The following is a 26,745-nucleotide window of genomic DNA, read 5'->3' as shown; positions in this document are numbered from 1 at the left end:
CGCTGGCGGCCTGTCGTCGTTTTTCCAAGAATGATAATCCGTTAAGGCGAAACAGCAAAGCGCGTTTTCGGCCCGGTGGATCAAGTGTCGCCAAATGGACTCGGTGCAGGCATTGAAACCGTGGTCGTGCTCGGGCAAGAAGGGCGCAAGCAATATTGAGGGCAGGCGTGATCGAGCTTGAAAATGTCAGCTACAGCTATGGCGGCGGCGAACTGCTGAGCAATGTCTCGGTCCAGTTGCAGCCGGGGTCGTTCCATTTTCTGACCGGCCCGTCCGGAGCGGGCAAAACGACCCTGTTGAAACTCTGCTATGGCGCGTTGCTGGCCAGTTCGGGGCGGATCAGCGCCTTTGATCAGGACATTGCCCGACTGGACCGGGACCAGATGGCCCTGCTGCGCCGTCGCATCGGTGTCGTGCATCAGGACTGCCGGTTTCTGGACCACATGACTCTGGCTGAGAATGTCGCCCTGCCACTGATGGTGTCGGGACGCTCTGTCGAGGCCGAGCAGGAAGATCTGACCGAACTCCTGTCCTGGGTCGGTCTTGGTGGCCGCCTGAACGCACTTCCGCCGGAGCTTTCGGGTGGCGAGCGGCAACGGGCTGCACTGGCGCGGGCGGTCATCCTGTCACCGGACGTGGTGTTGGCCGACGAACCCACCGGCAACGTCGACTGGGAGATGTCCCAGCGTCTGCTGCGTCTGCTGATCGAGCTGAACCACATGGGAAAGACCGTGGTGATCGCCACCCACGATCTGAGCTTGATCCGGGCGGCCAAAAGCCAGGTGCAGGCTCGGGTTCTTCGGATCTCGCAGCGGCGGCTGCAACTGGCGGGGGCGGATCTATGATTGCCGATGACATTCGCGCCCTGCTGCGCCGGGACGCCCGGGCCGACCGCGTGGTGCCGCCAACGGGATTTACGGCGCACCTGACCCTTTTCGTGTCAGGTGCGATGGCCTTTCTGACAGTATTCGCGCTTGCGCTGTCGCTGGCCTCGGGGCGTTTGGCCGATCGCTGGGCCTCGGAGCTGGCCGGAGCGGCCACTCTGCGGATCAATGCGCCTGCTGAACAGCGTGCCGCGCAGACCAAGGCCGCTCTGGAGGTTCTGAAACAGACCTCGGGCGTGGCCTCGGCCCGCGCGCTCAGCGCCGAAGAACAGGCCGCGCTGCTGGCCCCCTGGTTCGGGCCCGATCTGCCGCTGGACACGCTGCCGGTGCCACAGCTGATCGAGATCATCGAGGGTGAGCCGGGGCTGGACGCTATGGGCCTGCGCTTGCGGCTGGCGGCCGAGGTGCCAGGCGCGGTTCTGGATGACCATTCCCGCTGGCGCGAACCGCTGGTCGATGCGGCCACCTCGCTGCGGCGGTTGGGCTGGATCTCGATCCTGCTGATCGGCGGGGCCACGGCGGCGATGATCACGCTTGCGGCCAATGCCTCGCTCGCGGCCAACGCCCAGATCATCGAGGTGCTGCGTCAGGTCGGTGCACGCGACCGCTTCATCGCCGGTGCCTTCGTGCGTCGGTTCACCTGGCGCGCGTTTTTCGGTGCCGTGGTGGGGACGGTTCTGGGCCTGACCGGGATGCTGCTGCTGCCCGTGGCCTCGGATGCGGGCGGTTTCCTGACCGGCCTTGGGTTCCAGGGCGCAGACTGGCTGCTGCCCGCCGTAATCCCCATTCTGGGCGCGGCCGTGGCCTTTGCCGCGACATGGTCGGCGGCCCGTCGCAAATTGAAGGAGCTTTCGTGATGGCAATGGCGGTCCAATGGGTGCGCTCGCTGATCTTCATGGTCACGATCTACGCATGGATGGCGGTTCTGGGCCTGGTCTTCGCGCCCTATGCGCTGTTCTCCAAGCGCGGGGCCCTGCGCGCCTGCAAGACCTATGCGCGCACGACCATATGGCTGGCGCGCTGGATGGTGGGCATTCGCGGCGAGGTGCGCGGCAACGGGCCCACGGGCGAGGTGGTGATCGCCGCCAAGCACCAGTCCTTCTTCGACATCATCCTGATCTTTGATGCGATCCCCCATGGCAAGTTCATCATGAAGCGCGAACTGCTGTGGACCCCGATCATCGGCATGTATGCCCGTCGTCTGGGCTGTATTCCGGTCAATCGCGGCAAGCGTGGCGCGGCGGTGGCCAAGATGGTCAAGGACGTTTCCAAGGAATTCACCGAACCCGGGCAATTGGTGATCTATCCGCAGGGCACCCGCGTGGCGCCGGGGGTCTACAAGCCCTACAAGGTCGGCACCGCCGTTCTGTACGAGGGGCTGGGTTTCCCCTGCGTACCTGCGGCCACCAATGTCGGTGTATTCTGGCCCCGGTCAGGAATTCTGCGCAAACCCGGCCACGCGATCGTCGAATTTCTTGATCCGATCGAACCGGGCGTCAATCGCGACTCGTTCCTGGCCCGGCTGGAAGAGGTGATCGAGACGCGCTCGAACGCGCTTATGCGCGAAGTGGGGTTTGATCCGGATGCAGTTCATCAATGACATCACCGCGCTCGAGGCGCTGTACGGTACCCCCGGCGCCGCCTCGATACGGAAGGTCGCGCGGCAACTGACGCCGCTCTATCGCAAATGGATCATGGCGTCGCGGCTGTGCGTGCTGTCCACGGTGGGGCCTGAAGGTGTGGATGGCAGCCCCCGGGGCGATGATGGCCCGGTGGTCATGGAACTGGACCCCGGCACCCTGGTCTTGCCCGACTGGCGCGGCAACAACCGCCTGGACAGCCTGCGCAACATCGTGCGTGACCCGCGCGTGGCGCTGATGTTCATGGTGCCGGGCTCGAACAACGTGGTGCGGGTGAACGGTACCGCCCGGTTGACGGCCGATGCCGACCTGCGCGCCCGGTTCGAAAAAAAGGGCAAGCAACCGGCCACGGTGATCGTCATCGAAATCGGGGAAATCTACACGCAATGCGCCCGCGCGCTGATGCGGGCCGAAACCTGGACCGGCGACGATCTCAGCGCGGGATTGCCGACGGTGGGCGAGATCCTGGCCGAGGTGTCGCAGGGCGAGGAAGGCGGCGCACACTATGATTGCGACTGGGGTGCGCGCGCCGCAAAGACGATGTGGTGATCACGCTGCCGCTGCGCCCAGCCGGGTGACCCGCGCGATCCATTTCTCGACGCTGTCCTGCTTGGGGTAGCTGGCGCCGGAAAACCAGGTGAACCGCGTCGGCTTGAACCCGACGAACCCCAGAACCTGACCGCGCATCTGGTGAATCAGCGCCCGGCGGTAGACCAGCCGCATGAACCAGCCCGGTGTGTCCGAGGTGATGATGACCCGCGCAGTTCGGCCGTCCAGCATCGGCGCCGGGAATCCCAGTTTGTTGGGATTGCGGGTATCGAACGTACGGCCCGGGATGAACATCCGGTCGATCAGCCCCTTGAGCTTGGCAGGCAGGCCGCCCCACCACATGGGCGTCGTCAGAACCAGGTGATCGCTCCATTCGAAATCCTGCAGAACCTGTTCCAGAACCGGCTCCAGCGGTTTGAAATCATGATAGTTGCCCTGTCCGAAATCGAAATCGAACTCCAGCTCGCTGAGGTGAACGATCTTTACGTCATGGCCCTTGGCACGGGCGGCTTGGGCATAGGTGTCGGCAAAGGTGCGCGACAGGCTGCTTTCGGCGGGGTGACCGTCGAGGATGAGAATTTTCTTAGGGTGCATCGGGATTCTCCTAAAATTGACCAAGGTCAGTTTATAGAATCAAAAAATGACCACGGTCAATAAAAAATTTGACCACGGTCAAAAAACATGCGAACAAGCCTCATGCAAAAGACGATTCAGAAACGAACCCTGAAAACCCGCGCCACGCTGCTGCAGGCGGCGGCGGACGTGGTGCGGAGGAACGGATACCAGGCGTTGCGCGTGGAAGAGGTGGTGCAGGCCGCCGGCGTGGCCAAGGGCACCTTCTTTGCCCATTTCCACGACAAGGACGCGCTGATGGAGATCCTGATCGGCGAAAAACTGGACGCCTGTCTGAATCAGGCGCAAGCGGCGGAAACGCCGAAAACCGTGCCACAGATCATCGAAGCACTGGCGCCGGTGCATGATTTCATGATGTCCGAACGCTATGTGTTCGATCTGCTGATCCGCTATTCTGGTGCCGCCGCAATCTCTGAAATCGGGCCGATCGCCTATTGCTTCGAGAAATACTTCCGGATCGTGATGATGTGGCTGGACCAAGCCGAGGTCCGGCACGATGTGCCGACCGACCTGCTGGCCGAGGGCGTGCAGGCCTTTGCCATTCAGGCCATGTCACTGAAATTCTGCGCCCTGCATTCGGCGACGACATTCACCGACCGGCTGGAAACCTATTTGCGGGCGTGGCTGACTCCGGCGGGTTGACCGCCGGAGCCGAACTCATCAGGCGTGGATCGGACCGTCGCCGCAGGCCAGCGCGGCCTCGCGCACGGCCTCGGAATAGGTCGGGTGCGCGTGGCAGGTCAGGGCCAGATCCTCGGCCGAGGCGCCGAACTCCATCGCCACGCAGACCTCGTGGATCAGGTCGCCCGCGCCAGGACCGATGATGTGGCAGCCCAGGATGCGGTCGGTTTCCTTGTCGGCCAGGATCTTGACGAACCCGTCGGCGGCAAAGTTCGCCTTGGCGCGGCCATTGCCCATAAAGCTGAACTTGCCGACCTTGTAGGCGCGGCCCTGCTCTTTGAGCGTGGCCTCGGTCTCGCCGACATTGGCAACCTCAGGCCAGGTGTAGATCACGCCCGGAATGACGCCATAGTTCACGTGCCCATGCTTGCCCGCGACCATTTCGGCGGCGGCCATGCCTTCGTCCTCGGCCTTGTGCGCCAACATGGGGCCTTCGATCACGTCACCGATGGCGTAGATGCCCGGCACGTTGGTCTGCCAGTCCTTGCCGACCTTGATCTGGCCGCGCGGAGTCAGCTCGACCCCCAGCGCATCCAGACCCAGCCCGTCATGGAACGGCTTGCGCCCGGTGGCGACCAGAACGGTATCGGCCTCGATCACGTGCTCGCTGTCATCCTTGCGCAGCTTGTAGGTCACCTTGGCCTTGGTCTTGGTGGCCTCGGTCTTTTGCACGGCGGCGCCCATGACGAAGTTCATGCCCTGTTTTTTCAGGATGCGCTGGAAGGTCTTCTGCACCTCGGGGTCCATGCCCGGGGTGATGACGTCGAGATATTCGATAACCGTTACCTCGGCGCCCAGACGCTGATAGACCGAGCCCAGTTCCAGCCCGATCACGCCTGCGCCGATCACCACCAACTTTTTCGGGACCTTGTTCAGCTCCAGTGCGCCGGTCGAGGTCACGACGACCTTCTCGTCGACCTCGACGCCGGGCAGCGACGCCGCCTCGGAGCCGGAGGCGATGATTATGTTCTTGGCCTCGTGCACCTCGTCACCGACCTTGACCTTGCCGGGCGCGGGGATCGAGCCCCAGCCCTTGAGCCAGTCGATCTTGTTCTTCTTGAACAGGAACTCGACGCCCTTGGTGTTGGTGTCGATCACGTCCTGCTTGTAGGCCTGCATCTGCTTCCAGTCGACCGAGGGGCTTTTGCCCTTGAGGCCCATCTTGGCAAAGTTGTGCTCGGCCTCGTGCAGCTGATGGCTGGCATGCAGCAGCGCCTTCGAGGGGATGCAGCCCACGTTCAGACAGGTGCCGCCCAGCGTCTCGCGCCCTTCGACGACGGCGGTTTTCAGGCCCAGCTGCGCGCAGCGGATGGCGCAGACATAGCCGCCGGGACCGGCGCCGATTACGATGACGTCATAGTTAGCCATTTTGTTCTCCCAAATCCGCGGAGTGTTCTTTTTGAAAAGGCGACCCACGGGGGTGGATCGCCTCGGTGCGTGTTCAGACGGGTGTCAGAACCTTCACCTGAATATGCGCGACGCCGCCACGTTCATGGTGCATGGCCAGCTCTTCCGATTCGATGAAGCTCTGGGCCCGATCCAGATCGGTAATCTCGAACAGGGCAACCGCATGATCGCGCTGTTCGGGGTCTTTCCAGACGTGCAGATCGACAATCCCGGCCGCCTTGCGCATCGGCTTGTCCTCGCGGAATACCTTCAGCCAAGCGTCGAAATCGGCCACGTCGGCCTGCCAGAGTACATGCGTCGCCACGATTACAGATCCATCAGCAGACGGCGCGGATCTTCCAGCGCCTCTTTCACGCGCACAAGGAAGGTCACCGCGCCCTTGCCGTCGACGATGCGGTGGTCATAGGACAGCGCCAGATACATCATCGGACGGATCTTGATCTCGCCATTGATGACCATCGGACGTTCCTGAATCTTGTGCATGCCCAGAATGCCCGACTGCGGGGGGTTCAGGATCGGCGAGGACATCAGCGAGCCATAGACGCCTCCATTCGAGATGGTGAAGGTACCGCCCTGCATTTCGGCCATGCTCAGCTTGCCGTCACGGGCGCGTTTGCCCTTCTCGGCGATGGCTTTCTCGATCTCGGCGAACGACATGCGGTCCGCATCGCGGATCACCGGAACCACCAGGCCCTGCGGAGTGCCGGCGGCGACGCCCATGTGGACGTAGTTCTTGTACACGATGTCATTGCCGTCGATCTCGGCATTGACCTCGGGCACCTCTTTCAGCGCGTGGCAGCAGGCCTTGGTGAAGAAGGACATAAAGCCCAGGCGGACGCCGTGCTTCTTCTCGAACTGGTCCTTGTACTGATTGCGGAGGGCCATCACCTCGGTCATGTCCACCTCGTTGTAGGTGGTCAGGATCGCGGCAGTGTTCTGCGCGTCCTTCAGACGCTTGGCGATGGTCTGGCGCAGGCGCGTCATGCGCACGCGTTCCTCGCGGGCGGCATCCTCGGCGGCCACGGGCGCGCGCGGGGCTGCTGCTGGAGCCGGGGCGGCAGCGGCCGGCGCAGCGGCGGTTGCAACGGCGCGGGCCACGTCTTCCTTCATGATGCGACCATCGCGGCCGGTGCCGGTGACCTGATCGGCCGACAGGCCGGCCTCGGCCATGGCCTTTTCGGCCGATGGCGCATTGGCCACGTCCTTGCCGGTGGCGGCTGCTGCGGGGGCAGGGGCTGCCGCGGCCGGCGCAGCCGGTGCGGCGCCTGCTTCAGCGCCCGAAATCACGGCAAGCTTGGCGGTCGCGTCGACCGTCGCGCCCTCGGGGGCCACGATCTCCGCGAGTACACCCGCAGCCGGAGCAGGGACCTCAACCGAAACCTTGTCGGTCTCCAGTTCGCACAGCATTTCGTCCTGTGTGACGGTATCGCCGACCTTCTTGAACCAGGTCGATACGGTCGCCTCGGTGACGGACTCACCCAGTGTCGGAACCATCACGTCAACGCTGCCGCCCGACGCGGCAGGGGCCGCTGTTGGCGCGGCTTCAGCTTTTGGAGCTGGGGCCGCACCCTCACCGGCCTGGATCGTTGCCAACAGTGCATCAACGCCGACCGTCTCACCTTCGGCGGCTACGATCTCGCCCATCACGCCGGCTGCAGGCGACGGAACCTCGACGGTGACCTTGTCCGTCTCAAGCTCGCACAGCATCTCATCCACGGCGACGGCATCGCCGGGTTTCTTGAACCAGGTTGCGACCGTGGCTTCGGTGACGGACTCGCCCAGCGTGGGAACACGAACTTCAATCGTCATCGTTAATTATCCTTCAATAGTCAGCGCTTCGTTCACCAGCGCTTCTTGTTGGGCTTTGTGTTGGCTGGCCAGACCCGTTGCGGGCGAGGCCGAAGTGGCGCGGCCGGCATAGATCGGCCGGGTATGCTTGGCACCGATGCGGGACAGGACCCATTCGATGTTGGGTTCGATGAATCCCCAGGCACCCTGGTTCTTGGGCTCTTCCTGGCACCAGACCATCTCGGCCTGTTTGAACCGCTCAAGCTCGTTGATCAGCGAATGGGCCGGGAACGGATAGTATTGCTCGATCCGCAGCAGATAGACGTCGTCGATCCCGCGCGCGTCGCGTTCTTCAAGCAGGTCGTAGTACACCTTGCCCGAACACATCACTACGCGTTTGATCTTGTCGTCGGGCACCAGCTGGGTGTCCGAGTTGCCTTTTTGCGCGTCGTCCCACAGCACCCGGTGGAAACTGGACCCGGTGGTGAAGTCCTCGGCGTTGCTGATCGCCAGCTTGTGGCGCAGCAACGATTTGGGCGTCATCAGGATCAGCGGCTTGCGGAAGGTGCGGTGCAACTGACGGCGCAAGATGTGAAAATAGTTCGCAGGCGTGGTGCAGTTGGCCACGATCCAGTTGTCCTGGCCGCACATCTGCAGGAAACGCTCCAGTCGCGCCGACGAGTGCTCGGGGCCCTGCCCCTCGAACCCGTGCGGCAGCAGGCAGACCAGACCGGACATGCGCAACCATTTGCTTTCGCCCGAGCTGATGAACTGGTCGAACATGATCTGCGCGCCGTTGGCGAAATCGCCGAACTGGGCCTCCCACAGAACCAGCGCGTTGGGCTCGGCCAGCGAATAGCCGTATTCGAAGCCCAGCACCGCGTATTCCGACAGCATCGAGTCGATCACTTCGTACTGCGACTGCCCGGCGCGGATGTGGTTCAGGGGATAGTAGCGCTCCTCGGTCTCCTGGTTGATGAAACCCGAATGGCGTTGGCTGAATGTGCCGCGGGTGGCGTCCTGCCCCGACAGGCGTACCGGATAGCCCTCGGTCAGCAGCGACCCGAAGGCCAGCGCCTCGCCAGTGGCCCAGTCAAAGCCCTGACCGGTTTCGAACATCTGTTTCTTGTGTTCAAGAAGGCGACCTACCGTCTTGTGCAGGGCAAAGCCTTCGGGCACCGTCACCAGCGCCTTGCCGACCTCGGCCAGAGTGTCCGGCGTGATGGCGGTGTCGCCGCGGACATATTCTTCCTTGTTCTTGTCCAGATGCGACCACCGGCCATCCAGCCAGTCGGCCTTGTTGGGTTTGTAGTCCTTGCCGGCCTCGAACTCGTCGTTCAGATGGGCCTGGAAGGCGGCCTTCATGTCCTCGATCTCGCCCTCAGGGATCAGCCCGTCCTTGACCAGACGTTCGGTGTACAGCGACAGCGTGGTTTTGTGGGTTTTGATCTTCTTGTACATGATCGGGTTGGTGAACATGGGCTCGTCGCCCTCGTTGTGACCGAACCGGCGATAGCAGAAGATGTCGATGACCACGTCCTTGTGGAACTTCTGGCGGAATTCGGTCGCGACCTTGGCCGCGTGCACCACCGCCTCGGGGTCGTCGCCGTTCACGTGGAAGATTGGCGCCTCGACCATCAGCGCGATATCGGTCGGATACGGGCTGGAGCGCGAGAAATGCGGCGCGGTGGTAAAGCCGATCTGGTTGTTCACGACGATATGCATGGTGCCGCCGGTCTTGTGACCGCGCAGACCGGACAGGCCAAAGCCTTCGGCCACGACACCCTGGCCGGCAAAGGCGGCGTCGCCGTGGAGAAGAATGCCCATGACCTTGCTGCGGTCGGTGTCACCAAGCTGGTCCTGCTTGGCCCGAACCTTGCCAAGAACGACCGGGTTCACGGCTTCGAGGTGGGACGGGTTCGCCGTCAGCGACAGGTGCACGGTGTTGCCGTCAAACTCACGGTCGCTGGACGCACCGAGGTGATACTTCACGTCGCCCGACCCATCCACATCCTCGGGCTTGAAGCTGCCGCCCTGGAACTCGTTGAAAATGGCGCGGTAGGGTTTGCCCATCACGTTGGCCAGGATGTTCAGACGTCCGCGGTGCGGCATGCCGATCACGATATCACTCAGGCCCAGGGCGCCGCCACGCTTGATGATCTGTTCCATCGCCGGGATCAACGCCTCGCCTCCGTCCAGACCGAAGCGCTTGGTGCCCATGTATTTCACATGCAGGAACTTCTCAAAGCCCTCGGCCTCGACCATCTTGTTCAGGATCGCCTTGCGGCCTTCCCGCGTGAACGAGATTTCCTTGCCATAACCTTCGATCCGTTCTTTCAGCCAAGCGGCCTCCTCGGGGTTCGAGATGTGCATGTACTGCAGCGCGAAAGTGCCGCAATAGGTGCGTTTCACGATCTCGACGATCTGGCGCATGCTGGCCATCTGCAGACCCAGCACGTTGTCGATGAAGATCGGCCGGTCCATGTCGGCATCGGTAAAGCCATAGGTCTTGGGGTCCAACTCGGGATGGTTGGTCGCGGCGCGCATGCCCAGCGGGTCCAGATCAGCGGCCAGGTGACCCCGGATTCGATAGGCCCGGATCAGCATCAGCGCGCGGATCGAATCCAGCACGGCGCGCTTGATCTGTTCGTCGCTGACATCAACCCCCGCCTTGGCAGCCTTTTCCTTGATCTTGTTGCCTGCAGCTTTGGCGTCGACCTCGATCCACTCGCCGGTAAGCGCGCCGGTCAGGTCATCATTCGGCATCGGTGGCCAGTCGGTGCGCGCCCACGAAGGCCCTTCGGCCTCTTTCTGGACGTCCGGTGCCGCGTCTCCCATCTGCCGGAAAAACTCGGCCCAAGCCGCATCGATTGCGCCGGGGTCCTTGGTGTACTGGGCGTATAGCTGCTCCAGATACTCGGCATTGTGCCCCTGCATGAAGCTCGAGGCATGGAAGGCAGAATTGGGCGAGTGTTCGGTCATTGGGTTACCTCATATGGGTTGGGACCGTATTTGTTGGTGCCTGGCTGGCTGGGGCGGGACAGCCACCACAGAACCAGGAGGGGCGACACGAGAAGAACAAGCAGTGTCGGAATGACGATCAGCAGCGTGGCGCGCGTGAACAGGATGTCGAGGCTACCGCCGTGCTGGAAGCTTGAGGCGAGGCCGATGCCGAAGACCAGAACGGCAAAAGCCCCAAGGATCAAAAGGATCGGCAGCAGCGCGTAGAGACCGTTGCGCCCGGTGTCATGCATGCGCCGCCACGCCACGGCCAGATGTGGAAAGAACACGATCAGCGACACGATGCTCTGCACCGGCTGGCTGGACGTGGCGGCCACCTCGACCGAGCCTTCGGATTGCACGGTCGTGACCTGTCCGAAGAAATGCCAGTCGATGACCGTCGCGATTGCGCTCCAGACCAGAATGAACAGGAAAAAATACCAATACTCGGGGCGAGAGGCCCGCCCCGAGAATGTGAAGTATTTGGAGAAACACGTTTTGACGGCTTCGTTGAAGGTCATGTGTTTCGCTCCGCTGAGGCCAGCCCACGCAAGGGGCCGGCGGTTTACTTGCCGATTGCTTCCAGCACAGCCTCGCCCAGCTGCGCCGGGCTTTCGGCCACGACGATGCCGGCGCTGCGCATGGCTTCGATCTTGTCCTCGGCACCGCCCTTGCCGCCGGCGACGATCGCGCCCGCGTGGCCCATGCGGCGGCCCGGAGGCGCCGTGCGGCCGGCGATGAAACCGGCAACGGGCTTTTTGCGGCCTTTCTTGGCCTCATCCGCCAGGAACTGCGCGGCTTCTTCCTCGGCCGAGCCGCCGATCTCGCCGATCATGATGATCGACTCGGTCTCGTCATCGGCCAGGAACCATTCCAGCACGTCGATATGCTCGGTGCCTTTGATCGGGTCGCCGCCGATGCCCACGCAGGTGGACTGGCCCAGACCCACATCGGTGGTCTGCTTGACGGCCTCATAGGTCAGGGTGCCGGAACGCGACACGACGCCGACCGAACCACGCTTGTGGATGTGGCCGGGCATGATGCCGATCTTGCAGGCATCCGGCGTGATGACACCGGGGCAGTTTGGGCCGATAAGACGCGACTTGCTGCCTTCCAGCGCGCGCTTCACCTTCATCATGTCCAGAACCGGGATGCCTTCGGTGATGCAGACGATCACTTCCATCTCAGCATCGATCGCTTCGAGGATCGAATCCGCGGCAAACGGCGGCGGCACGTAGATCACGGTGGCGTTGGCCTCGGTGACGTGCTTGGCTTCGTGGACCGAGTTGAACACGGGCAGACCCAGATGCTCCATCCCGCCTTTGCCGGGGGTCACGCCGCCGACCATCTTGGTGCCATAGGCGATGGCCTGTTCAGAGTGGAATGTGCCCTGCGAGCCGGTAAAGCCCTGACAGATCACTTTGGTATTTTCGTCGATGAGGACTGCCATTTGGCGTTCTCCTGTTTTCGGCGGGATCTGACCCGCCAGTATTCGTCGGAATGGCGGGCCGCGACCCGCCCTGAGTTATCGGGTTCAGCCTTTGACTGCCTTCACGATCTTCTCGGCACCGTCTTTCAGGTTGTCCGCCGCGATCACGTCCAGGCCGGAGGTGTTGATGATCTCCTTGCCCTTCTCGACATTGGTGCCTTCCAGGCGCACGACCAGCGGGACCTGCAGGCCGACCTCTTTCACCGCGGCGACAACGCCCTCGGCGATGACGTCACAGCGCATGATGCCCCCGAAGATGTTGACCAGGATGCCTTTGACGTTCGGGTCGCTGGTAATGATCTTGAACGCCTCGGTCACTTTCTCTTTGGTGGCGCCACCACCCACGTCGAGGAAGTTGGCAGGCTCGGCACCGTACAGCTTGATGATGTCCATCGTCGCCATCGCCAGACCCGCGCCGTTGACCATGCAGCCGATCTCGCCGTCCAGCGCGATGTAGTTCAGGTCGTATTTGCTGGCTTCCAGCTCCTTGGGGTCTTCCTCGGTGGTGTCGCGCAGTTCGGCGATGTCGGGGTGGCGGTAGACCGCGTTGCCGTCAAAGCTCAGCTTGGCGTCCAGCACCTTGAGGTCGCCGCCTTCGGCCACGATCAGCGGGTTGATCTCCAGCATCTCCATGTCTTTCTCGACGAAGGCCTTGTACAGGATGCCCATCAGACGCACGCATTGCTTGACCTGCGCGCCTTCCAGACCCAGCGAGAAGGCGATGCGCCGGCCGTGATACGGCTGGTACCCGGTGGCCGGGTCAACCGAGAAGGACAGGATTTTCTCGGGTGTCGCCGCGGCTACTTCTTCGATGTCCATACCGCCTTCGGTCGAGCACACGAACGAGATGCGGCTGGTCTGGCGGTCCACCAGCAGGGCCAGGTACAGCTCGCGCTCGATGCCCGAACCGGCCTCGATGTAAACGCGGTTGACCTGCTTGCCTACGGGGCCGGTCTGGTGCGTGACCAGCGTGCGGCCCAGCATCTTTTTGGCTTCCTCGGCGGCTTCCTCCACCGATTTGGTCAGACGCACGCCGCCCTTTTCACCGGCGTCGGCCTCTTTGAAGTGACCTTTGCCGCGGCCGCCCGCGTGGATCTGTGCCTTGACCACCCAAAGGGGGCCGTCCAGTTCACCGGCGGCTGTTTTGGCTTCCTCGGCGCGCAGAACTGCACGTCCGTCGGAGACCGGAGCGCCATAGCTGCGAAGAAGAGCCTTGGCCTGATATTCGTGAATGTTCATCGAAACTGTCCCGTCTGACTGCGATTAGATCGTTATAGGGGTGTCTAGCGATAAAAATTAAAGGGTTTTCTGCTGCGATCGCGTTATTTGCCGAAGATTTTCGGCATTTGTGATCACACATTTTCGGGGTGTGATCACAAACAATCCGGTGCCAAAAAATGATTCGAGCGAGTCAGAATAGGCTTTGAAAACATATTCGAAGACCGTGTTCGCACCCCGTTTGCGCCAACATTTCCGGTACGGTTCGAAGTGGCAGGACCGGACCTGTCAGGCCTTCGGGGCTTGGCGCATTCTCGCAGGCTGGCTAATCTGACCGGGCCTGTGTGGGGCCGGTTGGGTCGGGCAGGTCAAACATGAACAAGCTCCGATCAGATGACAGTGTCGAACCCAAATTTCCCCGATGTCATGACCTGGATCTTCGATGGATCCGGCAAAGCCGTGTCACTGGACCCCGATGAATTTGCCAGCTGGATACCGGCCGGACCGGAGGGGCAGTTCGCTTGGCAACACCTGCGGCTGGAAGCGCCAGGCACGGTTCCGCTTCTACGCGCCGGCGGGCTTGATGAGTTCGTGATCGACGCTCTGATGGCGGACGAGACCCGGCCCCGCTGTACCGTCCATGGCGATGGCGTAATCCTGAACCTGCGCGGAGTGAACCTGCAAGAAGGGCAACCGCCCGAAGACATGATCTCGGTCAGGCTGTGGTTGACGGAGAACAAGATCATCGGTGTCTGGCGCCGCCCCTTGGATGCGGTTGCGGACATGCTGGCGGCCATCGACCGCGGGCAGGCTCCGAAATCGCCAGGTGACTTCGTCGCGCGTTTGGCCTTGCGGCTGGCAGATAGGGCCGAACCTGCGATCACTGATCTGAACGAACGTGTGGATGACCTCGAGGAGGCGCTTCTTGAGGCGAATGCCGAGATTTCCCGGTCCGAGCTGGCGGCGATCCGCAGGTCCTCCATCGTTCTGCGTCGGTATCTGGTACCCCAGCGCGACGCGTTGACGACGCTCGAGATCGAAGACGTGCCGTGGCTGCAGCCTCACGACCGGTCGCGGTTGCGCGAAGCCTCGGAGCGCATCTATCGGATCGGCGAGGATTTGGCTGCCGTGCGGGAACGGGTTCAGATCATACACGATCAACTGATGGATGAACGGGCCGAACGTATGAACAGCCGTATGCTCGTGCTGTCAGTGGTCAGCGCTGTCTTTCTGCCGCTGGGCCTGGTGGCGGGAGTGCTGGGGATCAATGTCGGCGGCATTCCCGGCGCCGAAAGTCCGCATGCATTCTGGGTCGTTTGCGCTTTGCTGGTCGCACTTGGCGGGATGCTTCTGGGAGTTGCCAGGTGGCTTGGGATGTTCCGATAGAACTCGAGGGACCAAAAGAAATGCCCCGCCGGTTGCATCCAGCGGGGCAGGGTGTCATGCGTTTGGCCGGATCTTTGGTGGGGACCAAAAATCCGATCAATGTATCAGGCCAATGAGCCGTCGATGCCCTTGCAGGCCTCGATCAGACCTTTCACGGCGTTGACCGAATTGTCGAAACCGACCTGCTCTTCTTCGTTGAGCTGGATGTTGACGACCTTTTCGATGCCGCCGGCGCCGATCACGGTCGGGACGCCCACATACATGCCCTTCACGCCCAACTCGCCATCGCAATAGGCGGCGCAGGGCAGAACGCGCTTCTGGTCTTTCAGATAGGCTTCGGCCATCTCGATCGCCGAGGTTGCAGGCGCGTAGTAGGCCGAGCCGGTCTTCAGCAGGCCGACGATCTCGGCGCCGCCGTCACGGGTGCGCTGCACGATGGCGTCCAGCTTCTCCTGCGTGGTCCAGCCCATCTTGACCAGATCGGGCAGCGGGATGCCGGCAACGGTCGAATAGCGCACCGAAGGCACCATCGTGTCGCCATGGCCGCCCAGAACAAAGGCGGTGACGTCCTTCATCGACACGTCGAATTCTTCGGCCAGGAAGTGGCGGAAACGGGCCGAGTCCAGCACGCCGGCCATGCCGCAGACCTTGTTGTGGGGCAGGCCCGAGAATTCGCGCAGCGCCCAGACCATCGCGTCCAGCGGGTTGGTGATGCAGATGACGAAAGCGTCGGGTGCATTGGCGGCGATGCCTTCGCCGACCGACTTCATAACCTTCAGGTTGATGCCCAGCAGGTCATCGCGGCTCATGCCTGGCTTGCGCGGCACACCGGCGGTCACGATGCAGACATCGGCACCGGCGATGTCCTCGTAGGACTGGGTGCCCTTCAGCTTGGCGTCAAAGCCCTCGGACGGGCCGGATTCGGCGATGTCCAGCGCCTTGCCTTCCGGGATGCCCTCGGCGATGTCGAACAGAACGACATCCCCCAGTTCCTTCATTGCTGCGAGGTGGGCAAGCGTGCCCCCGATCTGACCTGCGCCGATCAGCGCGATCTTGGGTCTGGCCATTTGGAATATCTCCGGTCGGTTTTGAAATCGACGGTTTGCTAGTCGTTAAAACGCCGTTGCGCAAGGGTTCTGCAGCGCGGCATGCGACCGCATACCGTTTGCCTGCCCCCCGCCGGTTGCGCTAAACCACCCGCAGGACAAGCCGTTTCGGGGCCGCCGCATGGTCGAATTGAACCTGATGTTTTTTGCCGTGGCGATCCCGGCCGTGATCTTTGCGGGCATCTCCAAGGGTGGCTTCGGCTCGGGCGTGGCCTTTGCGTCCTCGTCGATTCTGGCGCTGATCCTTGACCCGGGGCAGGCGCTGGCGCTGATGTTGCCGATCCTGATGGTGATCGATCTGGCAACGCTGCGCCCCTACTGGAAACGCTGGAGCTGGCCCGACGCCCGCTTGCTGATGCTGGGCGCGGTGCCGGGCGTGGTGCTGGGCGCGCTGCTGTACCGGGCGACCGACGAAGACCTGCTGCGCCTGCTGATCGGGGGCATTTCGGTGGGCTTCGTGATCTGGCACGTCGCCCAAACCCGCGGCTGGGTGCGTGGCTTCGCCAACCGCCTGCCGCCCCCGGCCGGGCTGTTCGCGGGGATGGTCGCCGGGTTCACCAGCTTCGTGAGCCACGCCGGCGGCCCGCCCGCTGCCGTCTATCTGCTGTCGCAGCGCCTGACGAAAACCGAGTTCCAGGCCACCACCGTGCTGGTCTTTTGGGTCATCAACATCGCCAAGTTTGTCCCCTATGCCTATCTGGGCATGTTCACCCTGCAGACCGCCTGGGCCGACCTGCTGCTGACCCCCTTCGCCATCCTCGGTGCCTGGCTGGGCGTGCGCGCCCACTGGATGATGTCCGAGCGCCTGTTCTTCGGCATCGCCTACGTTCTGCTGACCCTGACCGGCACGAAACTGATCTGGGACGCGTTGACCTGACCCTCAGGCATCGGGCGGCAGCGCCTCGGCCATCACCTCATAGGCCTCGCCTGCCGCGATCAGGCAGGTCATGCCATCCGGCAAGGTCACGGTGATGGTCCATGTGCCGGTTTCGTCCGAGGCAAAGACTTCCATCACCGCCCCCTGCCGCGCCATGCCGATGCCGCGCCGGGTCTCGCCATAGGTCTCGGCCAACCGCTGCAGCACGTCCGGCCGGGGCGCACAGTTCGGCGACTGCGCCTGCACCTGCTGCGCCGCCAGCACCATGATGCCCAGCCCCATCGTCATCTGAAACAACCACTGATTCATCTCCGGCCCCCTTTGCCTGTTGACTGGACCAAAGCTGCCGGAACCCTCTGCAATTGCGGTAAATCCACCGCGCGTTGCGTCGCATGCTGCAATGCGGCGATTTTGGCCTTGAAGTTTCCGGCAAAAAATGCCCCATTCTGCGCAACTTTATTTCAACGAGAGGTTCCCATGGACCCCCGCCAGCGCCCCTACCGCTCTGTTCTGTATATCCCCGGCTCCAAGGAGCGGGCGCTCGACAAGGCGCGCTCGCTGCCGGTCGATGCCATTATCTTCGATCTGGAAGACGCGGTTGCCGCTGATGAAAAGGACAATGCGCGCGAAACACTCAAGGCCGCGCTGACGACGGGCGGATACGGCCCGCGCGTCAAGATCGTTCGAATCAACGGCCTCGACACCCCGTGGGGCCGCGCCGATGCCGAGGCCGTGCGCGAGATGGAGGCCGACGTGGTGCTGCTGCCCAAGGTGAACTCGGCCGCCGACGTGGATGCGCTGGCCGCGATCACCGGCGACCTGCCGATCTGGGCGATGATGGAAACCCCGCGCGGCATGCTGAACGCGGCCGCGATCGCGGCCCATCCGCTGATGGCGGGCTTTGTCATGGGCACCAACGATCTGGCGAAAGAACTGCAGACCCGCTTCCGCCCCGACCGCCTGCCGCTGATGACCTCGCTGGGCCTGTGCCTGCTGGCCGCCAAGGCCGAGGGGCTGGTGATCGTCGATGGCGTCTACAACGCCTTCAAGGATACCGAGGGGCTGGCCGCCGAATGCGCGCAGGGCCGCGACATGGGCTTTGACGGCAAGACGCTGATCCACCCCGCGCAGGTCGAGACCGCCAATACCGCCTTCGCCCCCTCCGAGGCCGAGATCGACCTGGCCCGCCGCCAGATCATCGCATTCGAAGAGGTCGAGGCCAAAGGACAGGGCGTTGCCGTGGTCGACGGCAAGATCGTGGAAAACCTGCACGTTGTAACTGCCCGTGAAATTCTGGCAAAAGCAGAGGCGATATCAGCTTTGCAAGCGGGGTAAGCCAGCATGGGCTTCGTTCTTCTCATTCTCGGCGTGGCGCTTTGGTGGGCCGCGCATCTGTTCAAACGCCTGATGCCCGCCCGCCGCGCGGCCATAGGTGACGCCGGAAAGGGCGCCGTCGCGGGAGCGCTGGTCGCGTCGATCCTGCTGATGATCTTCGGCTATCGCATGACCGATTTCATCCATGTCTGGGCACCACCCAGCTTCATGATCCACATCAACAACCTGCTGGTGTTGATCGCGATCTGGATGATGAGCCCCGCCGGAACCAAGGGCCGACTGCTGAACCGGGTGCGTCATCCGATGCTGGGCGGGTTCAAGCTCTGGGCCTTTGCGCATCTGCTGGTCAATGGTGATCTGGCGTCGATCATCCTGTTCGGCGGCCTGTTGGCCTGGGCCGTGGTCGAAGTGATCGTCATCAACAAGTCCGAGCCCAACTGGACCCCGGGCGAGCCGGGAACGCTGGGCAAGGATGCGATGTTCTTCGTGGCCTCGATCGTGCTGCTGGGCATCATCGGTTACATCCACGGGCTGGTCGGCCCGTCTCCGTTCCCGGGTTAGGCAGGTGACGTGATGGCGAAACTTTATCGACTGCTGACTGAAGAGGACACCTCGGACTTCTGCCACAAGGTGTCCGAGGCGCTGGCCAAAGGGTGGGAGCTGCACGGCTCTCCGGCCTATGCGTTCGATCCGTCCACCAGCAAGATGCGCTGTGCGCAGGCCGTGACCAAGGATGTCGCGGCCGACTATTCCCCCGACATGAAACTGGGACAGCAATAATGGCAAAGACCAATCCGGGCCGCTTTTTCGAGGACTACTCCATCGGGCAGGTGCTGCACCACGCGGTGCCCCGCACCGTGACGGTGGGCGAGCGCGCGCTCTATCATGCGCTATATCCCGCGCGCCACGCGCTCTATTCCTCGGACGAGTTCGCCCGGAGCTGCGGCCTGCCGCAAAGCCCGATCGACGATCTGGCGGCGTTCCATGTGGTGTTCGGCAAGACGGTGCCGGATGTGTCGCTGAACGCGGTCGCGAACCTGGGCTATGCCGAGGGGCGCTGGCTGCAGCCGGTCTATCCCGGTGACACCTTGCGGTCGGAATCCGAGGTGATCGGCCTCAAGCAGAACTCGAACGGCAAGACCGGCGTAGTCTGGGTGCGCACGCGCGGACTGAACCAGCGCGACGAAGTGGTGATCGAATACGTGCGCTGGGTGATGGTGCGGAAATCGAACCTCGACGCGCCTGCCCCGGAAACCGTGGTGCCGGACCTGAAAAAGGCGCTGGAGCCCGGCGACCTCGTGGTGCCGAACGGGCTGGATTTCAGCAAATACGACTTTGCTCTGGCCGGAGAACCGCACCGCTGGGGAGACTACCAGATCGGGGAAACCATCGACCATGTCGACGGCGTGACCGTGGAAGAGGCCGAGCACATGCCGGCCACCCGCCTGTGGCAGAACACCGCCAAGGTGCATTTCGACCTGACTTTCCGCCCCGACGGTCGGCTGATCTATGGCGGCCATGTGATTTCGATGGCGCGGGCCCTGTCCTTCAACGGACTGGCCAATGCGCAGATGATCGTAGGTCTGAACGCCGGCGCCCACGCCAACCCCTGTTTCGCGGGCGACACCATCAAGGCGTGGTCCGAAGTGCTGGACAAGGCCGAAACCGAGGTTCCCGGCGTGGGTGCGATCCGGTTGCGACTAGTGGCGACCAAGGGTGGCGAGCCCCTTGCCCTGCGCGGCCCGGATGGAAAATACAGCCCCGACGTCCTGCTGGATCTGGACTATTGGGCGCTGATGCCGATCTGAACGGGCTGACCCCCACAGTCTTGTGATCCCGACCCGGCCGAACCGTGCTAGGTTCGGCTCATGTCTTATCTGCGTATCCTTGCTGCTGCGCTCTGCCTTGCCCGCCCGGCGTCGGCCTGCGATCTGGCGCTGGCTTTAGCCGTGGATGTGTCCGGATCGGTCGACAGTTCGGAATACCGCATCCAGATGGATGGCCTGGCGGCCGGACTGCGCGACCCGGTCGTGTCCGAGGCGCTGGTGCGCGGCCAGGCCCGTTTGATGCTGGTGCAATGGACCGGGACCTCGCGGCAGCGGATCACAATCCCCTGGACCAAAATTGACGGGTTCGACGCACTGGATACGTTTGCCGCAAAAGTGTCTGCCGATCCGCGTGTCTGGCGGAACTTTTCGACCGCGATCGGTGAGGCGCTGGAAATGACCGTGAACAGCTTTCTCGAGGTGCCCGAGTGCAAGCGTCATCTAATCGACATCTCGGGGGACGGCGTCTCGAACGAAGGGGTCGAGCCGACCGAGATCCGAGACCTTTTGCGCCGTCAGGGGATCACGGTGAACGCAATTGCGATCGAGGAGAGCGAACCAGACCTGACGGCCTATTTCTTTGAAAACGTCATAGTCGGTGAAGGAGCCTTCGTCGTATCGGCTGCCGGTTTCAAGGACTATCCCGAACGGATCCGGAAAAAACTTCTGCGTGAAGTCACGCGGCAGACTGCAGATCGGCGCTGAGCGCGGAAAGATTCGTGATCACATTGCTTGACCCTTGAAAACGCTAACATTGGGGCGTTGGAATGCGTTTTGTGATCACGAGAATATTTTGTGTGATCACGTTTCCGAATTATCGGCGAAATTGCGGGTGATTTGATCTTTTTTGCGCGCGCAGCGCGTGACAGGGTCGCAAAATGGAGTAAAAACTTCGGTAGCCAACCTCAAAAGGAGCCGCCATGGCCGATGTCAATCGGGGGAACCGCCCGCTTTCGCCGCATCTGTCGATCTATCGTCCGCAGTTGACCTCTGTCACTTCCATCCTGACCCGGATCACCGGCAACGCCATGTTGGTGGCTGCGCTGTTGATCGTCTGGTGGTTCTTGGCCGCAGCCACGTCGCCCGAAGCCTTTGATCGCGCCAATGGTGTGATCACGTCGCTCCTCGGGGACTTGGTCATGGCACTGTCGCTTTGGGGTCTTTGGTACCACACGCTGGCCGGCATCCGGCACCTGATCTGGGACAACGCGATCGGACTGGATATCCCGACAGCCTACAAGCTGGGCTGGGCGGTTGTGATCGGCTCTGTCGTGCTGACTTTGCTGACACTGTTGATCGTTGCCTGAGGGAGGCTGACATGCGTTATCTTACCGACCGCAAACGCGCCGTAGGCTTGGGATCGGCCAAGTCGGGCACCGAACATTTTTGGGCGATGAAGGTCAGCTCGGTTGCGCTGCTGATCCTTGTCCCGCTTTTTGTCTTCACATTCGGCCCCACGCTGGGACAGCCCTTTGACGTGGTGCTGGACTATTACTCGCGGCCATTCCCGGCGATCGTGGCGGCCCTGACGCTGGCCGTCGGGTTCAAGCATTTCGCTGATGGTGCCCAGGTGATGATCGAGGACTATGTGCACGGCACAATGGAAAAGGTTCTGATCATTCTCGTGAAGTGTCTCTCATATGGCGCCGCGGCCGCAGGTATTTTCGCCGTCGCCCGCATTGCCCTCTAACACCCCGGAGCTGAATGAAATGGCTGCTTACGAATACGAAACGCACGAATATGATGTGGTCGTGGTCGGCGCCGGTGGGGCCGGTCTGCGTGCCACGCTGGGCATGGCCGAACAAGGTCTGCGCACCGCTTGCGTAACCAAGGTTTTTCCGACCCGCTCGCACACTGTTGCGGCGCAGGGTGGCATTGCGGCGTCGCTGTCGAACATGGGCCCCGACCATTGGCAGTGGCACATGTATGACACCGTCAAGGGCTCGGACTGGCTGGGTGACACAGACGCGATGGAGTACCTTGCGCGCGAAGCACCCAAGGCCGTCTATGAGCTGGAGCATTACGGTGTGCCGTTTTCGCGTACCGAAGAAGGCAAGATCTACCAGCGCCCCTTTGGTGGCCACACGACCGAATTCGGTGAAGGCCCTGCAGTTCAGCGTACCTGTGCCGCTGCCGACCGGACCGGTCATGCGATCCTGCACACGCTGTACGGGCAGTCACTGAAGAACAATGCGGAATTCTACATCGAATATTTCGCCATTGACCTGATCATGTCCGAAGACGGGCAGTGCCAGGGCGTTGTTTGCTGGAAGCTGGACGACGGCACCATGCATGTCTTCAATGCCAAGATGGTGGTTCTGGCCACGGGCGGTTACGGCCGCGCCTACTTCAGCGCGACCTCGGCCCACACCTGCACCGGCGACGGCGGCGGCATGGTGGCCCGTGCCGGCCTGGCCTTGCAGGACATGGAGTTCGTGCAGTTTCACCCGACCGGCATCTACGGCTCGGGCTGCCTGATCACCGAAGGTGCCCGCGGCGAAGGCGGATATCTGACCAACTCGGAAGGTGAACGGTTCATGGAGCGCTACGCGCCCCAATACAAGGACCTCGCACCGCGCGACTATGTCTCGCGTTCGATGACCATGGAAATCCGCGAAGGGCGCGGCGTCGGTCCCGAAGGCGACCATATTCACCTGAACCTGAGCCATCTTCCGGCCGAAGCCCTGCACGAGCGTTTGCCGGGCATCTCGGAAAGCGCAAAGATCTTCGCCGGCGTGGATGTCACCAAGGAACCGATCCCGGTTCTTCCGACGGTGCACTACAACATGGGCGGTATTCCGACCAACTATTGGGGCGAGGTGTTGAACCCGACCGCCGACGATCCGAACGCTGTCGTGCCCGGCCTGATGGCCGTGGGCGAAGCTGGTTGTGCGTCGGTTCACGGAGCGAACCGGTTGGGGTCGAACTCGTTGATCGACCTCGTGGTCTTTGGCCGCGCCGCGGCGATCCGGGCGGGCAAGGTCGTCGACCCCGAAACGCCCAACCCGGTCCTGAACCAGGCCTCGGTCGACAAGGCGTTCGATCGGTTCGATGCGGTGCGCAATGCCAGCGGTGCAATCCCGACGGCCGATCTGCGGCTTGAGATGCAGAAAACCATGCAGGCGGATGCCGCGGTGTTCCGGACAGCCAAGACCCTGGCCGAAGGGGTCGAGAAGATGACCGCAATCGCGGCCAAGATGGAGGATATCAAGGTCACGGATCGCAGCCTGATCTGGAACAGCGACCTGATGGAGACGCTGGAACTGACCAACCTGATGCCCAACGCGCTTGCCACAATCGTCGGCGCCGAAGCGCGGAAGGAATCCCGCGGCGCTCATGCACACGAAGACTTCACCGAGCGCGATGACGAAAACTGGCGTGTTCACACCGTGTCCCGGGTTGACGGGAACAAGGTCGAACTCAGCTATCGCCCGGTCATCGTCGATCCGCTGAGCACCGAGGCTGAAGGCGGTATCAGCCTTGAAAAGATCGCGCCCAAGGCGCGGACATTCTGAGGAGAGGAACACATGGTCCAACTGACCCTCCCTACGAATTCCCGGATTACGACGGGCAAGACCTGGCCGAAACCGGAAGGCGCGAGCAACGTGCGTAAGTTCCAGATCTATCGCTGGAATCCGGATGACGGGCAGAACCCTCGGGTCGACACCTATTTCGTCGACATGGACGATTGCGGGCCGATGGTTCTGGATGCGCTGATCTACATCAAGAACAAGGTCGACCCGACCCTGACCTTCCGCCGGTCGTGCCGCGAGGGGATCTGCGGCTCCTGCGCGATGAACATCGACGGGATCAACACGTTGGCCTGCATCTACGGCATGGACGAGATCAAGGGCGACGTGAAGATCTACCCGCTGCCGCACATGCCGGTGGTCAAGGACCTGATCCCGGATCTGACCCATTTCTATGCGCAGCACGCTTCGATCATGCCGTGGCTGGAAACCAAGACCAACCGCCCTGCAAAGGAATGGAAGCAGTCGATCGAAGACCGGAAAAAACTGGATGGTCTGTACGAATGCGTTATGTGCGCCAGCTGCTCGACCTCGTGCCCGAGCTATTGGTGGAATGGCGACCGGTACCTTGGCCCCGCCGCGTTGCTGCATGCCTATCGCTGGATCATCGACAGCCGCGACGAGGCCACCGGCGAGCGTCTGGATCAGCTTGAGGATCCGTTCAAGCTGTATCGGTGCCATACGATCATGAACTGTGCAAAGACCTGCCCCAAGGGGCTAAACCCGGCCAAGGCGATTGCCGAGATCAAGAAGATGATGGTCGAACGCGCAGTTTGACCGATGACGACCAACGCGCTTGCCGCGTTGCGGCAAGTGCATGGCCCACATGCGAAATCATTGGATGTGGGCCGCCCCGGCCAAGACTATGTTCGGTATCGGGGAGGAGTGACGGATTGGAAACAGGATCACTCCGATGAAGAACGAATCCAAAAAAACAATCGCAGCCAAAGCCTTGGAATATCTTGAGCAAGCCTGGGCCTACTACGAGCCTGAGCCGGTCAAGCCTGCAAAGGATGCAGAGCCGGAGCTGTTTGAATACGCCAACGCGGCCTGAGTTTACCAAGCCAAGTCTTGAGTCCCGGCGCATATTGCGCGAAGCAGGGGAATGCCTGTTCTTCTGCTTCTGCTCGGCGCCGGCGTGTTCGCCTATTTCGTCTGGCGGTCACGCACGTCTTCTTTGACCCGCGACTGCCGGTGGCGGCAGCACAGGCAGGCCGGCACGTGGAGTTGTGCGTATTGCGGGGCGGTTTCCGTCTCCGAGACGCAGCCCACGCGATGTGAACGGAAATAAGCCTTATTGCCTGAGGGAAACGGGGTTTTCCCTAAGGTCATTCTGGGTCAATCTGCGCAAAACAGCGGAAAGATGCAGAATGCCAAATCCTCCTTCGGATGCCGCCGCCCGCCGCGGGATCGCTCCGGTCATTTGCTACCCAAATGACACCCTGCCCAGCGTTGACCTTGACCTGCTGCTGGACGCCCGAAAGAGCGCGCGAAAGACAGCCGAAGTTCTGGTGCCGCCACGTGATGCACGCTGCTTTGAGGTGCCGGCCGGACACTTCTTTCGGATCACCTCGGTCGAAGGCCCGCAGGTCGGCGACCTGAACCTGTGGAACCTGCACGATCTGAACGAACGTTTCTATTCGGGCAAGACGCGTGCACTGCATGGCACCCATGTCACGACCGGCGAGCGGCTATGGTCAAGCTTTCCTTTTCTGCGCCCGATGGCCACGATCGTTGCGGACACCTTGGACTGGTATGGAATCGATCAATACGGCGGGTCGGTGCATGACGTGATCGGAACGCGTTGCGATCCCTATACTGGAAACCTGCTGTCGGGCACTCAATACCATCAATGCTGCCACTCCAACCTGACCCGGGCGCTGGCTGACCATACTGGTCTGGAGATACCGGTAGCCGAGCGCTTGGTGCACGACGTGTTGAACGTATTCATGTGTACCGGCTTTACCCGCGATACGGGGCAGTATTTTATGAAGGCTTCACCGGTTCGACCGGGTGACTATTTGGAGTTTTTCGCGGAAATCGACCTTCTGGGTGACCTCAGCGCCTGTCCGGGTGGAGATTGCTCGTCCGAACACTCGTCGGATACGGCCGCCTGTCACCCGCTGTTGGTCGAGGTTTTTGCACCTGCCGAAGGCACGCTGAGCGGCTGGCAAAGTCCGGCGCCCAATGGCTATGACCGTACGCATGGGCGCTGAGGCCCGGGGGTGACCCGGGCCGTTCTGTGTCAGGCGTTCGGGAACGCGGCCTGCAGCGCGATTTCCACCATGTCGCCAAAGCTGCTCTGGCGCTCGGATGAGGGCAAGGCCTCGCCGGTCAGGAGGTGATCGGACACGGTCAGAACCGCCAGAGCCCGGCATTTGTGCCTCGCGGCCAGGATATACAGCTCGGCTGCCTCCATTTCGACACCCAGGATTCCGTGGCGCACCATCTGTTCGTTCAGGTCGGGGCGTTCGTCATAGAACACGTCAGACGAATAGATGCCGCCGATATGGGTTGCCGTGTCCTTGGCCTCGGCTGCCTTGGCGGCCGCCTGCAGCAGGCCCCAATCTGCACAAGGCGCAAAGTTGAGCTCTTTCATGATGCCCCGGGACGGGGTGCTGAGCGTCGTTGACGTCATGGCCAGGATTACATCCCTGACCTTCACGTTTTCCTGCATACTGCCGCAAGACCCGATGCGGATCAGGGTTTCTGCACCGTAGTCCCGGATCAATTCATTTACGTAAATGGACAGCGACGGCATTCCCATTCCGCTGCCCTGAATGGTGACCGGATTTCCTTTCCACTCGCCGGTGAAACCCAGCATCCCGCGGACATCGTTGACTTGCCGCACATTGCTCAGAAAAGTTTCGGCGGCCCATTTCGCACGATACGGATCACCCGGCAAAAGCACGGTTTCGGCGATTTCACCTTTTTCGGCGCCAATGTGAATTGTCATTTTGATACTTTTCCTGTTCAGATTTCCAGATCGGAAATATCTGCACCGGCTTTCAGCGCTTCGTGGACCCATTTTGGTTTACGCCCACGCCCCGTCCAGGTTTGCGCCGGATCGGCCGGATTGCGATATTTTGCTTTGGCTTTCGATCCCTTGCCGGACCGAGTGGGCTGAGATGCCAAGTCGGACAAGGAAAACCCATAAGCGGCAGCTGCTTTTTCAGCGGCCATCAATGCTTCCTGACGCTCTCTGGCCTCAGCGTTTTCCAGCGCCTTATCGACCTGATCGCGCAATTCAAGCAATTCCTTACGCGACAGCTTGTCCAGATTTATGCCCATTGTCGTTCTCCGTACCCACCTGATTCATTTTTTACTCATCAGGCAACGTTACGGAGAATCCCAATCAATGGCCATTCTTTAAACGAAATGGGCAATGGAATTAAT

Annotated in this window: 30 protein-coding genes; 18 read left to right on the top strand and 12 right to left on the bottom strand. The window is 61.9% G+C overall.

The window, feature by feature from the left end; genetic code table 11:
- The first annotated feature begins 167 nt into the window (after positions 1–167).
- The 4 genes from AC2FNZ_RS01455 to AC2FNZ_RS01440 are packed head-to-tail and all read left to right on the top strand — an operon-like array spanning position 168 to position 3,073.
- Complete coding sequence (locus AC2FNZ_RS01455; protein ID WP_496839302.1) at positions 168–845, top strand: cell division ATP-binding protein FtsE; 678 nt, start codon at positions 168–170, stop codon at positions 843–845.
- Positions 842–1,741: a cell division protein FtsX gene (locus AC2FNZ_RS01450; RefSeq protein ID WP_496839301.1), complete on the top strand. Its 900-nt coding sequence runs from the start codon at positions 842–844 to the stop codon at positions 1,739–1,741. Before AC2FNZ_RS01455 ends, AC2FNZ_RS01450 begins: the two co-directional genes overlap by 4 nt.
- Positions 1,741–2,484 (top strand): lysophospholipid acyltransferase family protein, encoded by a 744-nt coding sequence (locus AC2FNZ_RS01445; RefSeq protein WP_496839300.1) that lies wholly within the window; start codon positions 1,741–1,743, stop codon positions 2,482–2,484. The genes AC2FNZ_RS01450 and AC2FNZ_RS01445 overlap by 1 nt, the downstream gene beginning before the upstream one ends.
- Complete coding sequence (locus AC2FNZ_RS01440; RefSeq protein WP_496839298.1) at positions 2,468–3,073, top strand: pyridoxamine 5'-phosphate oxidase family protein; 606 nt, start codon at positions 2,468–2,470, stop codon at positions 3,071–3,073. Before AC2FNZ_RS01445 ends, AC2FNZ_RS01440 begins: the two co-directional genes overlap by 17 nt.
- On the opposite strand, the gene AC2FNZ_RS01435 is transcribed toward AC2FNZ_RS01440, so the two are convergent.
- Positions 3,074–3,667: an NAD(P)H-dependent oxidoreductase gene (locus AC2FNZ_RS01435; RefSeq protein ID WP_093963494.1), complete on the bottom strand. Its 594-nt coding sequence runs from the start codon at positions 3,665–3,667 to the stop codon at positions 3,074–3,076.
- Between the two features lie 102 nt (positions 3,668–3,769).
- Here AC2FNZ_RS01435 and AC2FNZ_RS01430 point away from each other — a divergent pair, with 102 nt between their 5' ends.
- Positions 3,770–4,348 (top strand): TetR/AcrR family transcriptional regulator, encoded by a 579-nt coding sequence (locus AC2FNZ_RS01430; protein ID WP_496839297.1) that lies wholly within the window; start codon positions 3,770–3,772, stop codon positions 4,346–4,348.
- Between the two features lie 18 nt (positions 4,349–4,366).
- Here the strand turns inward: AC2FNZ_RS01430 and lpdA are convergent, their stop codons facing one another.
- The 7 genes from lpdA to sucC form a co-directional block, all read right to left on the bottom strand.
- Entirely contained in the window at positions 4,367–5,755 is a 1,389-nt protein-coding gene (lpdA, locus tag AC2FNZ_RS01425) for a dihydrolipoyl dehydrogenase (protein ID WP_496839296.1), read from the bottom strand.
- Positions 5,756–5,828: 73 nt separating this feature from the next.
- Positions 5,829–6,098 (bottom strand): hypothetical protein, encoded by a 270-nt coding sequence (locus tag AC2FNZ_RS01420; protein ID WP_170342212.1) that lies wholly within the window; start codon positions 6,096–6,098, stop codon positions 5,829–5,831.
- Between the two features lie 2 nt (positions 6,099–6,100).
- Entirely contained in the window at positions 6,101–7,603 is a 1,503-nt protein-coding gene (odhB, locus tag AC2FNZ_RS01415; protein ID WP_496839294.1) for a 2-oxoglutarate dehydrogenase complex dihydrolipoyllysine-residue succinyltransferase, read from the bottom strand.
- A gap of 6 nt (positions 7,604–7,609) precedes the next feature.
- Positions 7,610–10,564 (bottom strand): 2-oxoglutarate dehydrogenase E1 component, encoded by a 2,955-nt coding sequence (locus AC2FNZ_RS01410; RefSeq protein WP_093963489.1) that lies wholly within the window; start codon positions 10,562–10,564, stop codon positions 7,610–7,612.
- Positions 10,561–11,103, bottom strand: a complete 543-nt coding sequence (locus AC2FNZ_RS01405; protein WP_170391859.1) for a DUF805 domain-containing protein — start codon at positions 11,101–11,103, stop codon at positions 10,561–10,563. Before AC2FNZ_RS01405 ends, AC2FNZ_RS01410 begins: the two co-directional genes overlap by 4 nt.
- A 44-nt stretch (positions 11,104–11,147) precedes the next feature.
- Entirely contained in the window at positions 11,148–12,032 is an 885-nt protein-coding gene (gene sucD, locus AC2FNZ_RS01400; protein WP_170342204.1) for a succinate--CoA ligase subunit alpha, read from the bottom strand.
- Between the two features lie 84 nt (positions 12,033–12,116).
- Entirely contained in the window at positions 12,117–13,310 is a 1,194-nt protein-coding gene (gene sucC, locus AC2FNZ_RS01395) for an ADP-forming succinate--CoA ligase subunit beta (protein ID WP_093963486.1), read from the bottom strand.
- Between the two features lie 372 nt (positions 13,311–13,682).
- Here sucC and AC2FNZ_RS01390 point away from each other — a divergent pair, with 372 nt between their 5' ends.
- Positions 13,683–14,675: a zinc transporter ZntB gene (locus AC2FNZ_RS01390; RefSeq protein ID WP_496839293.1), complete on the top strand. Its 993-nt coding sequence runs from the start codon at positions 13,683–13,685 to the stop codon at positions 14,673–14,675.
- Positions 14,676–14,779: 104 nt separating this feature from the next.
- Here AC2FNZ_RS01390 and mdh read toward each other — a convergent pair whose 3' ends face one another.
- Complete coding sequence (mdh, locus tag AC2FNZ_RS01385; RefSeq protein ID WP_496839292.1) at positions 14,780–15,742, bottom strand: malate dehydrogenase; 963 nt, start codon at positions 15,740–15,742, stop codon at positions 14,780–14,782.
- A 160-nt stretch (positions 15,743–15,902) separates the two neighbouring features.
- Between mdh and AC2FNZ_RS01380 the strand changes: the two genes are divergently transcribed.
- The gene (locus AC2FNZ_RS01380; protein ID WP_093963483.1) at positions 15,903–16,658 is read left to right on the top strand and encodes a sulfite exporter TauE/SafE family protein; all 756 of its coding nucleotides are present in this window, start codon (positions 15,903–15,905) and stop codon (positions 16,656–16,658) included.
- 3 nt (positions 16,659–16,661) lie between these two features.
- On the opposite strand, the gene AC2FNZ_RS01375 is transcribed toward AC2FNZ_RS01380, so the two are convergent.
- Positions 16,662–16,967: a hypothetical protein gene (locus AC2FNZ_RS01375; RefSeq protein ID WP_093963482.1), complete on the bottom strand. Its 306-nt coding sequence runs from the start codon at positions 16,965–16,967 to the stop codon at positions 16,662–16,664.
- Between the two features lie 168 nt (positions 16,968–17,135).
- Between AC2FNZ_RS01375 and AC2FNZ_RS01370 the strand changes: the two genes are divergently transcribed.
- The 11 genes from AC2FNZ_RS01370 (at position 17,136) to AC2FNZ_RS01320 (ending at position 25,565) form a co-directional block, all read left to right on the top strand.
- A complete protein-coding gene (locus AC2FNZ_RS01370) occupies positions 17,136–17,993 on the top strand; it encodes an HpcH/HpaI aldolase/citrate lyase family protein (RefSeq protein ID WP_496839291.1) in 858 nt (285 codons plus the stop codon).
- Between the two features lie 6 nt (positions 17,994–17,999).
- Positions 18,000–18,554 (top strand): NnrU family protein, encoded by a 555-nt coding sequence (locus tag AC2FNZ_RS01365; protein ID WP_496839290.1) that lies wholly within the window; start codon positions 18,000–18,002, stop codon positions 18,552–18,554.
- A gap of 12 nt (positions 18,555–18,566) precedes the next feature.
- Positions 18,567–18,773: a DUF1737 domain-containing protein gene (locus AC2FNZ_RS01360; protein WP_093963479.1), complete on the top strand. Its 207-nt coding sequence runs from the start codon at positions 18,567–18,569 to the stop codon at positions 18,771–18,773.
- On the top strand, positions 18,773–19,801 hold the full coding sequence (locus AC2FNZ_RS01355; protein ID WP_496839289.1) for a MaoC family dehydratase: 1,029 nt from the start codon (positions 18,773–18,775) through the stop codon (positions 19,799–19,801). The genes AC2FNZ_RS01360 and AC2FNZ_RS01355 overlap by 1 nt, the downstream gene beginning before the upstream one ends.
- A gap of 60 nt (positions 19,802–19,861) precedes the next feature.
- A complete protein-coding gene (locus AC2FNZ_RS01350) occupies positions 19,862–20,524 on the top strand; it encodes a DUF1194 domain-containing protein (protein ID WP_093963477.1) in 663 nt (220 codons plus the stop codon).
- A gap of 215 nt (positions 20,525–20,739) precedes the next feature.
- Complete coding sequence (gene sdhC / locus AC2FNZ_RS01345) at positions 20,740–21,126, top strand: succinate dehydrogenase, cytochrome b556 subunit (RefSeq protein WP_496839288.1); 387 nt, start codon at positions 20,740–20,742, stop codon at positions 21,124–21,126.
- An 11-nt stretch (positions 21,127–21,137) separates the two neighbouring features.
- Positions 21,138–21,509: a succinate dehydrogenase, hydrophobic membrane anchor protein gene (gene sdhD / locus AC2FNZ_RS01340; protein ID WP_093963475.1), complete on the top strand. Its 372-nt coding sequence runs from the start codon at positions 21,138–21,140 to the stop codon at positions 21,507–21,509.
- Between the two features lie 19 nt (positions 21,510–21,528).
- On the top strand, positions 21,529–23,334 hold the full coding sequence (sdhA, locus tag AC2FNZ_RS01335) for a succinate dehydrogenase flavoprotein subunit (protein WP_093963474.1): 1,806 nt from the start codon (positions 21,529–21,531) through the stop codon (positions 23,332–23,334).
- A gap of 12 nt (positions 23,335–23,346) precedes the next feature.
- The gene (locus tag AC2FNZ_RS01330) at positions 23,347–24,126 is read left to right on the top strand and encodes a succinate dehydrogenase iron-sulfur subunit (RefSeq protein ID WP_170343321.1); all 780 of its coding nucleotides are present in this window, start codon (positions 23,347–23,349) and stop codon (positions 24,124–24,126) included.
- Between the two features lie 136 nt (positions 24,127–24,262).
- Positions 24,263–24,403 (top strand): hypothetical protein, encoded by a 141-nt coding sequence (locus AC2FNZ_RS01325; protein WP_496831924.1) that lies wholly within the window; start codon positions 24,263–24,265, stop codon positions 24,401–24,403.
- Between the two features lie 316 nt (positions 24,404–24,719).
- Positions 24,720–25,565 (top strand): urea carboxylase-associated family protein, encoded by an 846-nt coding sequence (locus AC2FNZ_RS01320; protein ID WP_496839287.1) that lies wholly within the window; start codon positions 24,720–24,722, stop codon positions 25,563–25,565.
- A 29-nt stretch (positions 25,566–25,594) separates the two neighbouring features.
- Here AC2FNZ_RS01320 and deoD read toward each other — a convergent pair whose 3' ends face one another.
- Positions 25,595–26,305, bottom strand: coding sequence for a purine-nucleoside phosphorylase (gene deoD, locus AC2FNZ_RS01315; RefSeq protein ID WP_093963470.1), 711 nt, complete (start codon positions 26,303–26,305; stop codon positions 25,595–25,597).
- Between the two features lie 17 nt (positions 26,306–26,322).
- Positions 26,323–26,640, bottom strand: a complete 318-nt coding sequence (locus AC2FNZ_RS01310; protein WP_170342178.1) for an H-NS histone family protein — start codon at positions 26,638–26,640, stop codon at positions 26,323–26,325.
- Between the last annotated feature and the right edge of the window lie 105 nt (positions 26,641–26,745).

This window comes from Ruegeria sp. SAZA006, from assembly GCF_059613465.1.
The sequence above is the reverse complement of the archived record's forward strand: the minus strand, read 5'-3'. Positions and strand labels throughout refer to the sequence as shown.

Bases quoted from the DNA above. Each gene is read 5' to 3' on its own strand.
- AC2FNZ_RS01330 (WP_170343321.1), top strand. From the start codon at position 23,347: ATGGTCCAACTGACCCTCCCTACGAATTCCCGGATTACGACGGGCAAG.
- sucC (WP_093963486.1), bottom strand. From the start codon at position 13,310: ATGAACATTCACGAATATCAGGCCAAGGCTCTTCTTCGCAGCTATGGC.
- AC2FNZ_RS01435 (WP_093963494.1), bottom strand. From the start codon at position 3,667: ATGCACCCTAAGAAAATTCTCATCCTCGACGGTCACCCCGCCGAAAGC.
- sdhC (WP_496839288.1), top strand. From the start codon at position 20,740: ATGGCCGATGTCAATCGGGGGAACCGCCCGCTTTCGCCGCATCTGTCG.
- odhB (WP_496839294.1), bottom strand. From the start codon at position 7,603: ATGACGATTGAAGTTCGTGTTCCCACGCTGGGCGAGTCCGTCACCGAA.
- sucD (WP_170342204.1), bottom strand. From the start codon at position 12,032: ATGGCAGTCCTCATCGACGAAAATACCAAAGTGATCTGTCAGGGCTTT.
- AC2FNZ_RS01430 (WP_496839297.1), top strand. From the start codon at position 3,770: ATGCAAAAGACGATTCAGAAACGAACCCTGAAAACCCGCGCCACGCTG.
- AC2FNZ_RS01355 (WP_496839289.1), top strand. From the start codon at position 18,773: ATGGCAAAGACCAATCCGGGCCGCTTTTTCGAGGACTACTCCATCGGG.
- AC2FNZ_RS01370 (WP_496839291.1), top strand. From the start codon at position 17,136: ATGGACCCCCGCCAGCGCCCCTACCGCTCTGTTCTGTATATCCCCGGC.
- AC2FNZ_RS01310 (WP_170342178.1), bottom strand. From the start codon at position 26,640: ATGGGCATAAATCTGGACAAGCTGTCGCGTAAGGAATTGCTTGAATTG.
- AC2FNZ_RS01405 (WP_170391859.1), bottom strand. From the start codon at position 11,103: ATGACCTTCAACGAAGCCGTCAAAACGTGTTTCTCCAAATACTTCACA.
- lpdA (WP_496839296.1), bottom strand. From the start codon at position 5,755: ATGGCTAACTATGACGTCATCGTAATCGGCGCCGGTCCCGGCGGCTAT.
- AC2FNZ_RS01380 (WP_093963483.1), top strand. From the start codon at position 15,903: ATGGTCGAATTGAACCTGATGTTTTTTGCCGTGGCGATCCCGGCCGTG.
- AC2FNZ_RS01365 (WP_496839290.1), top strand. From the start codon at position 18,000: ATGGGCTTCGTTCTTCTCATTCTCGGCGTGGCGCTTTGGTGGGCCGCG.
- mdh (WP_496839292.1), bottom strand. From the start codon at position 15,742: ATGGCCAGACCCAAGATCGCGCTGATCGGCGCAGGTCAGATCGGGGGC.
- AC2FNZ_RS01325 (WP_496831924.1), top strand. From the start codon at position 24,263: ATGAAGAACGAATCCAAAAAAACAATCGCAGCCAAAGCCTTGGAATAT.
- deoD (WP_093963470.1), bottom strand. From the start codon at position 26,305: ATGACAATTCACATTGGCGCCGAAAAAGGTGAAATCGCCGAAACCGTG.
- AC2FNZ_RS01410 (WP_093963489.1), bottom strand. From the start codon at position 10,564: ATGACCGAACACTCGCCCAATTCTGCCTTCCATGCCTCGAGCTTCATG.
- AC2FNZ_RS01350 (WP_093963477.1), top strand. From the start codon at position 19,862: ATGTCTTATCTGCGTATCCTTGCTGCTGCGCTCTGCCTTGCCCGCCCG.
- AC2FNZ_RS01450 (WP_496839301.1), top strand. From the start codon at position 842: ATGATTGCCGATGACATTCGCGCCCTGCTGCGCCGGGACGCCCGGGCC.
- AC2FNZ_RS01375 (WP_093963482.1), bottom strand. From the start codon at position 16,967: ATGAATCAGTGGTTGTTTCAGATGACGATGGGGCTGGGCATCATGGTG.
- AC2FNZ_RS01440 (WP_496839298.1), top strand. From the start codon at position 2,468: ATGCAGTTCATCAATGACATCACCGCGCTCGAGGCGCTGTACGGTACC.
- AC2FNZ_RS01390 (WP_496839293.1), top strand. From the start codon at position 13,683: ATGACAGTGTCGAACCCAAATTTCCCCGATGTCATGACCTGGATCTTC.
- sdhD (WP_093963475.1), top strand. From the start codon at position 21,138: ATGCGTTATCTTACCGACCGCAAACGCGCCGTAGGCTTGGGATCGGCC.
- sdhA (WP_093963474.1), top strand. From the start codon at position 21,529: ATGGCTGCTTACGAATACGAAACGCACGAATATGATGTGGTCGTGGTC.
- AC2FNZ_RS01360 (WP_093963479.1), top strand. From the start codon at position 18,567: ATGGCGAAACTTTATCGACTGCTGACTGAAGAGGACACCTCGGACTTC.
- AC2FNZ_RS01445 (WP_496839300.1), top strand. From the start codon at position 1,741: ATGGCAATGGCGGTCCAATGGGTGCGCTCGCTGATCTTCATGGTCACG.
- AC2FNZ_RS01320 (WP_496839287.1), top strand. From the start codon at position 24,720: ATGCCAAATCCTCCTTCGGATGCCGCCGCCCGCCGCGGGATCGCTCCG.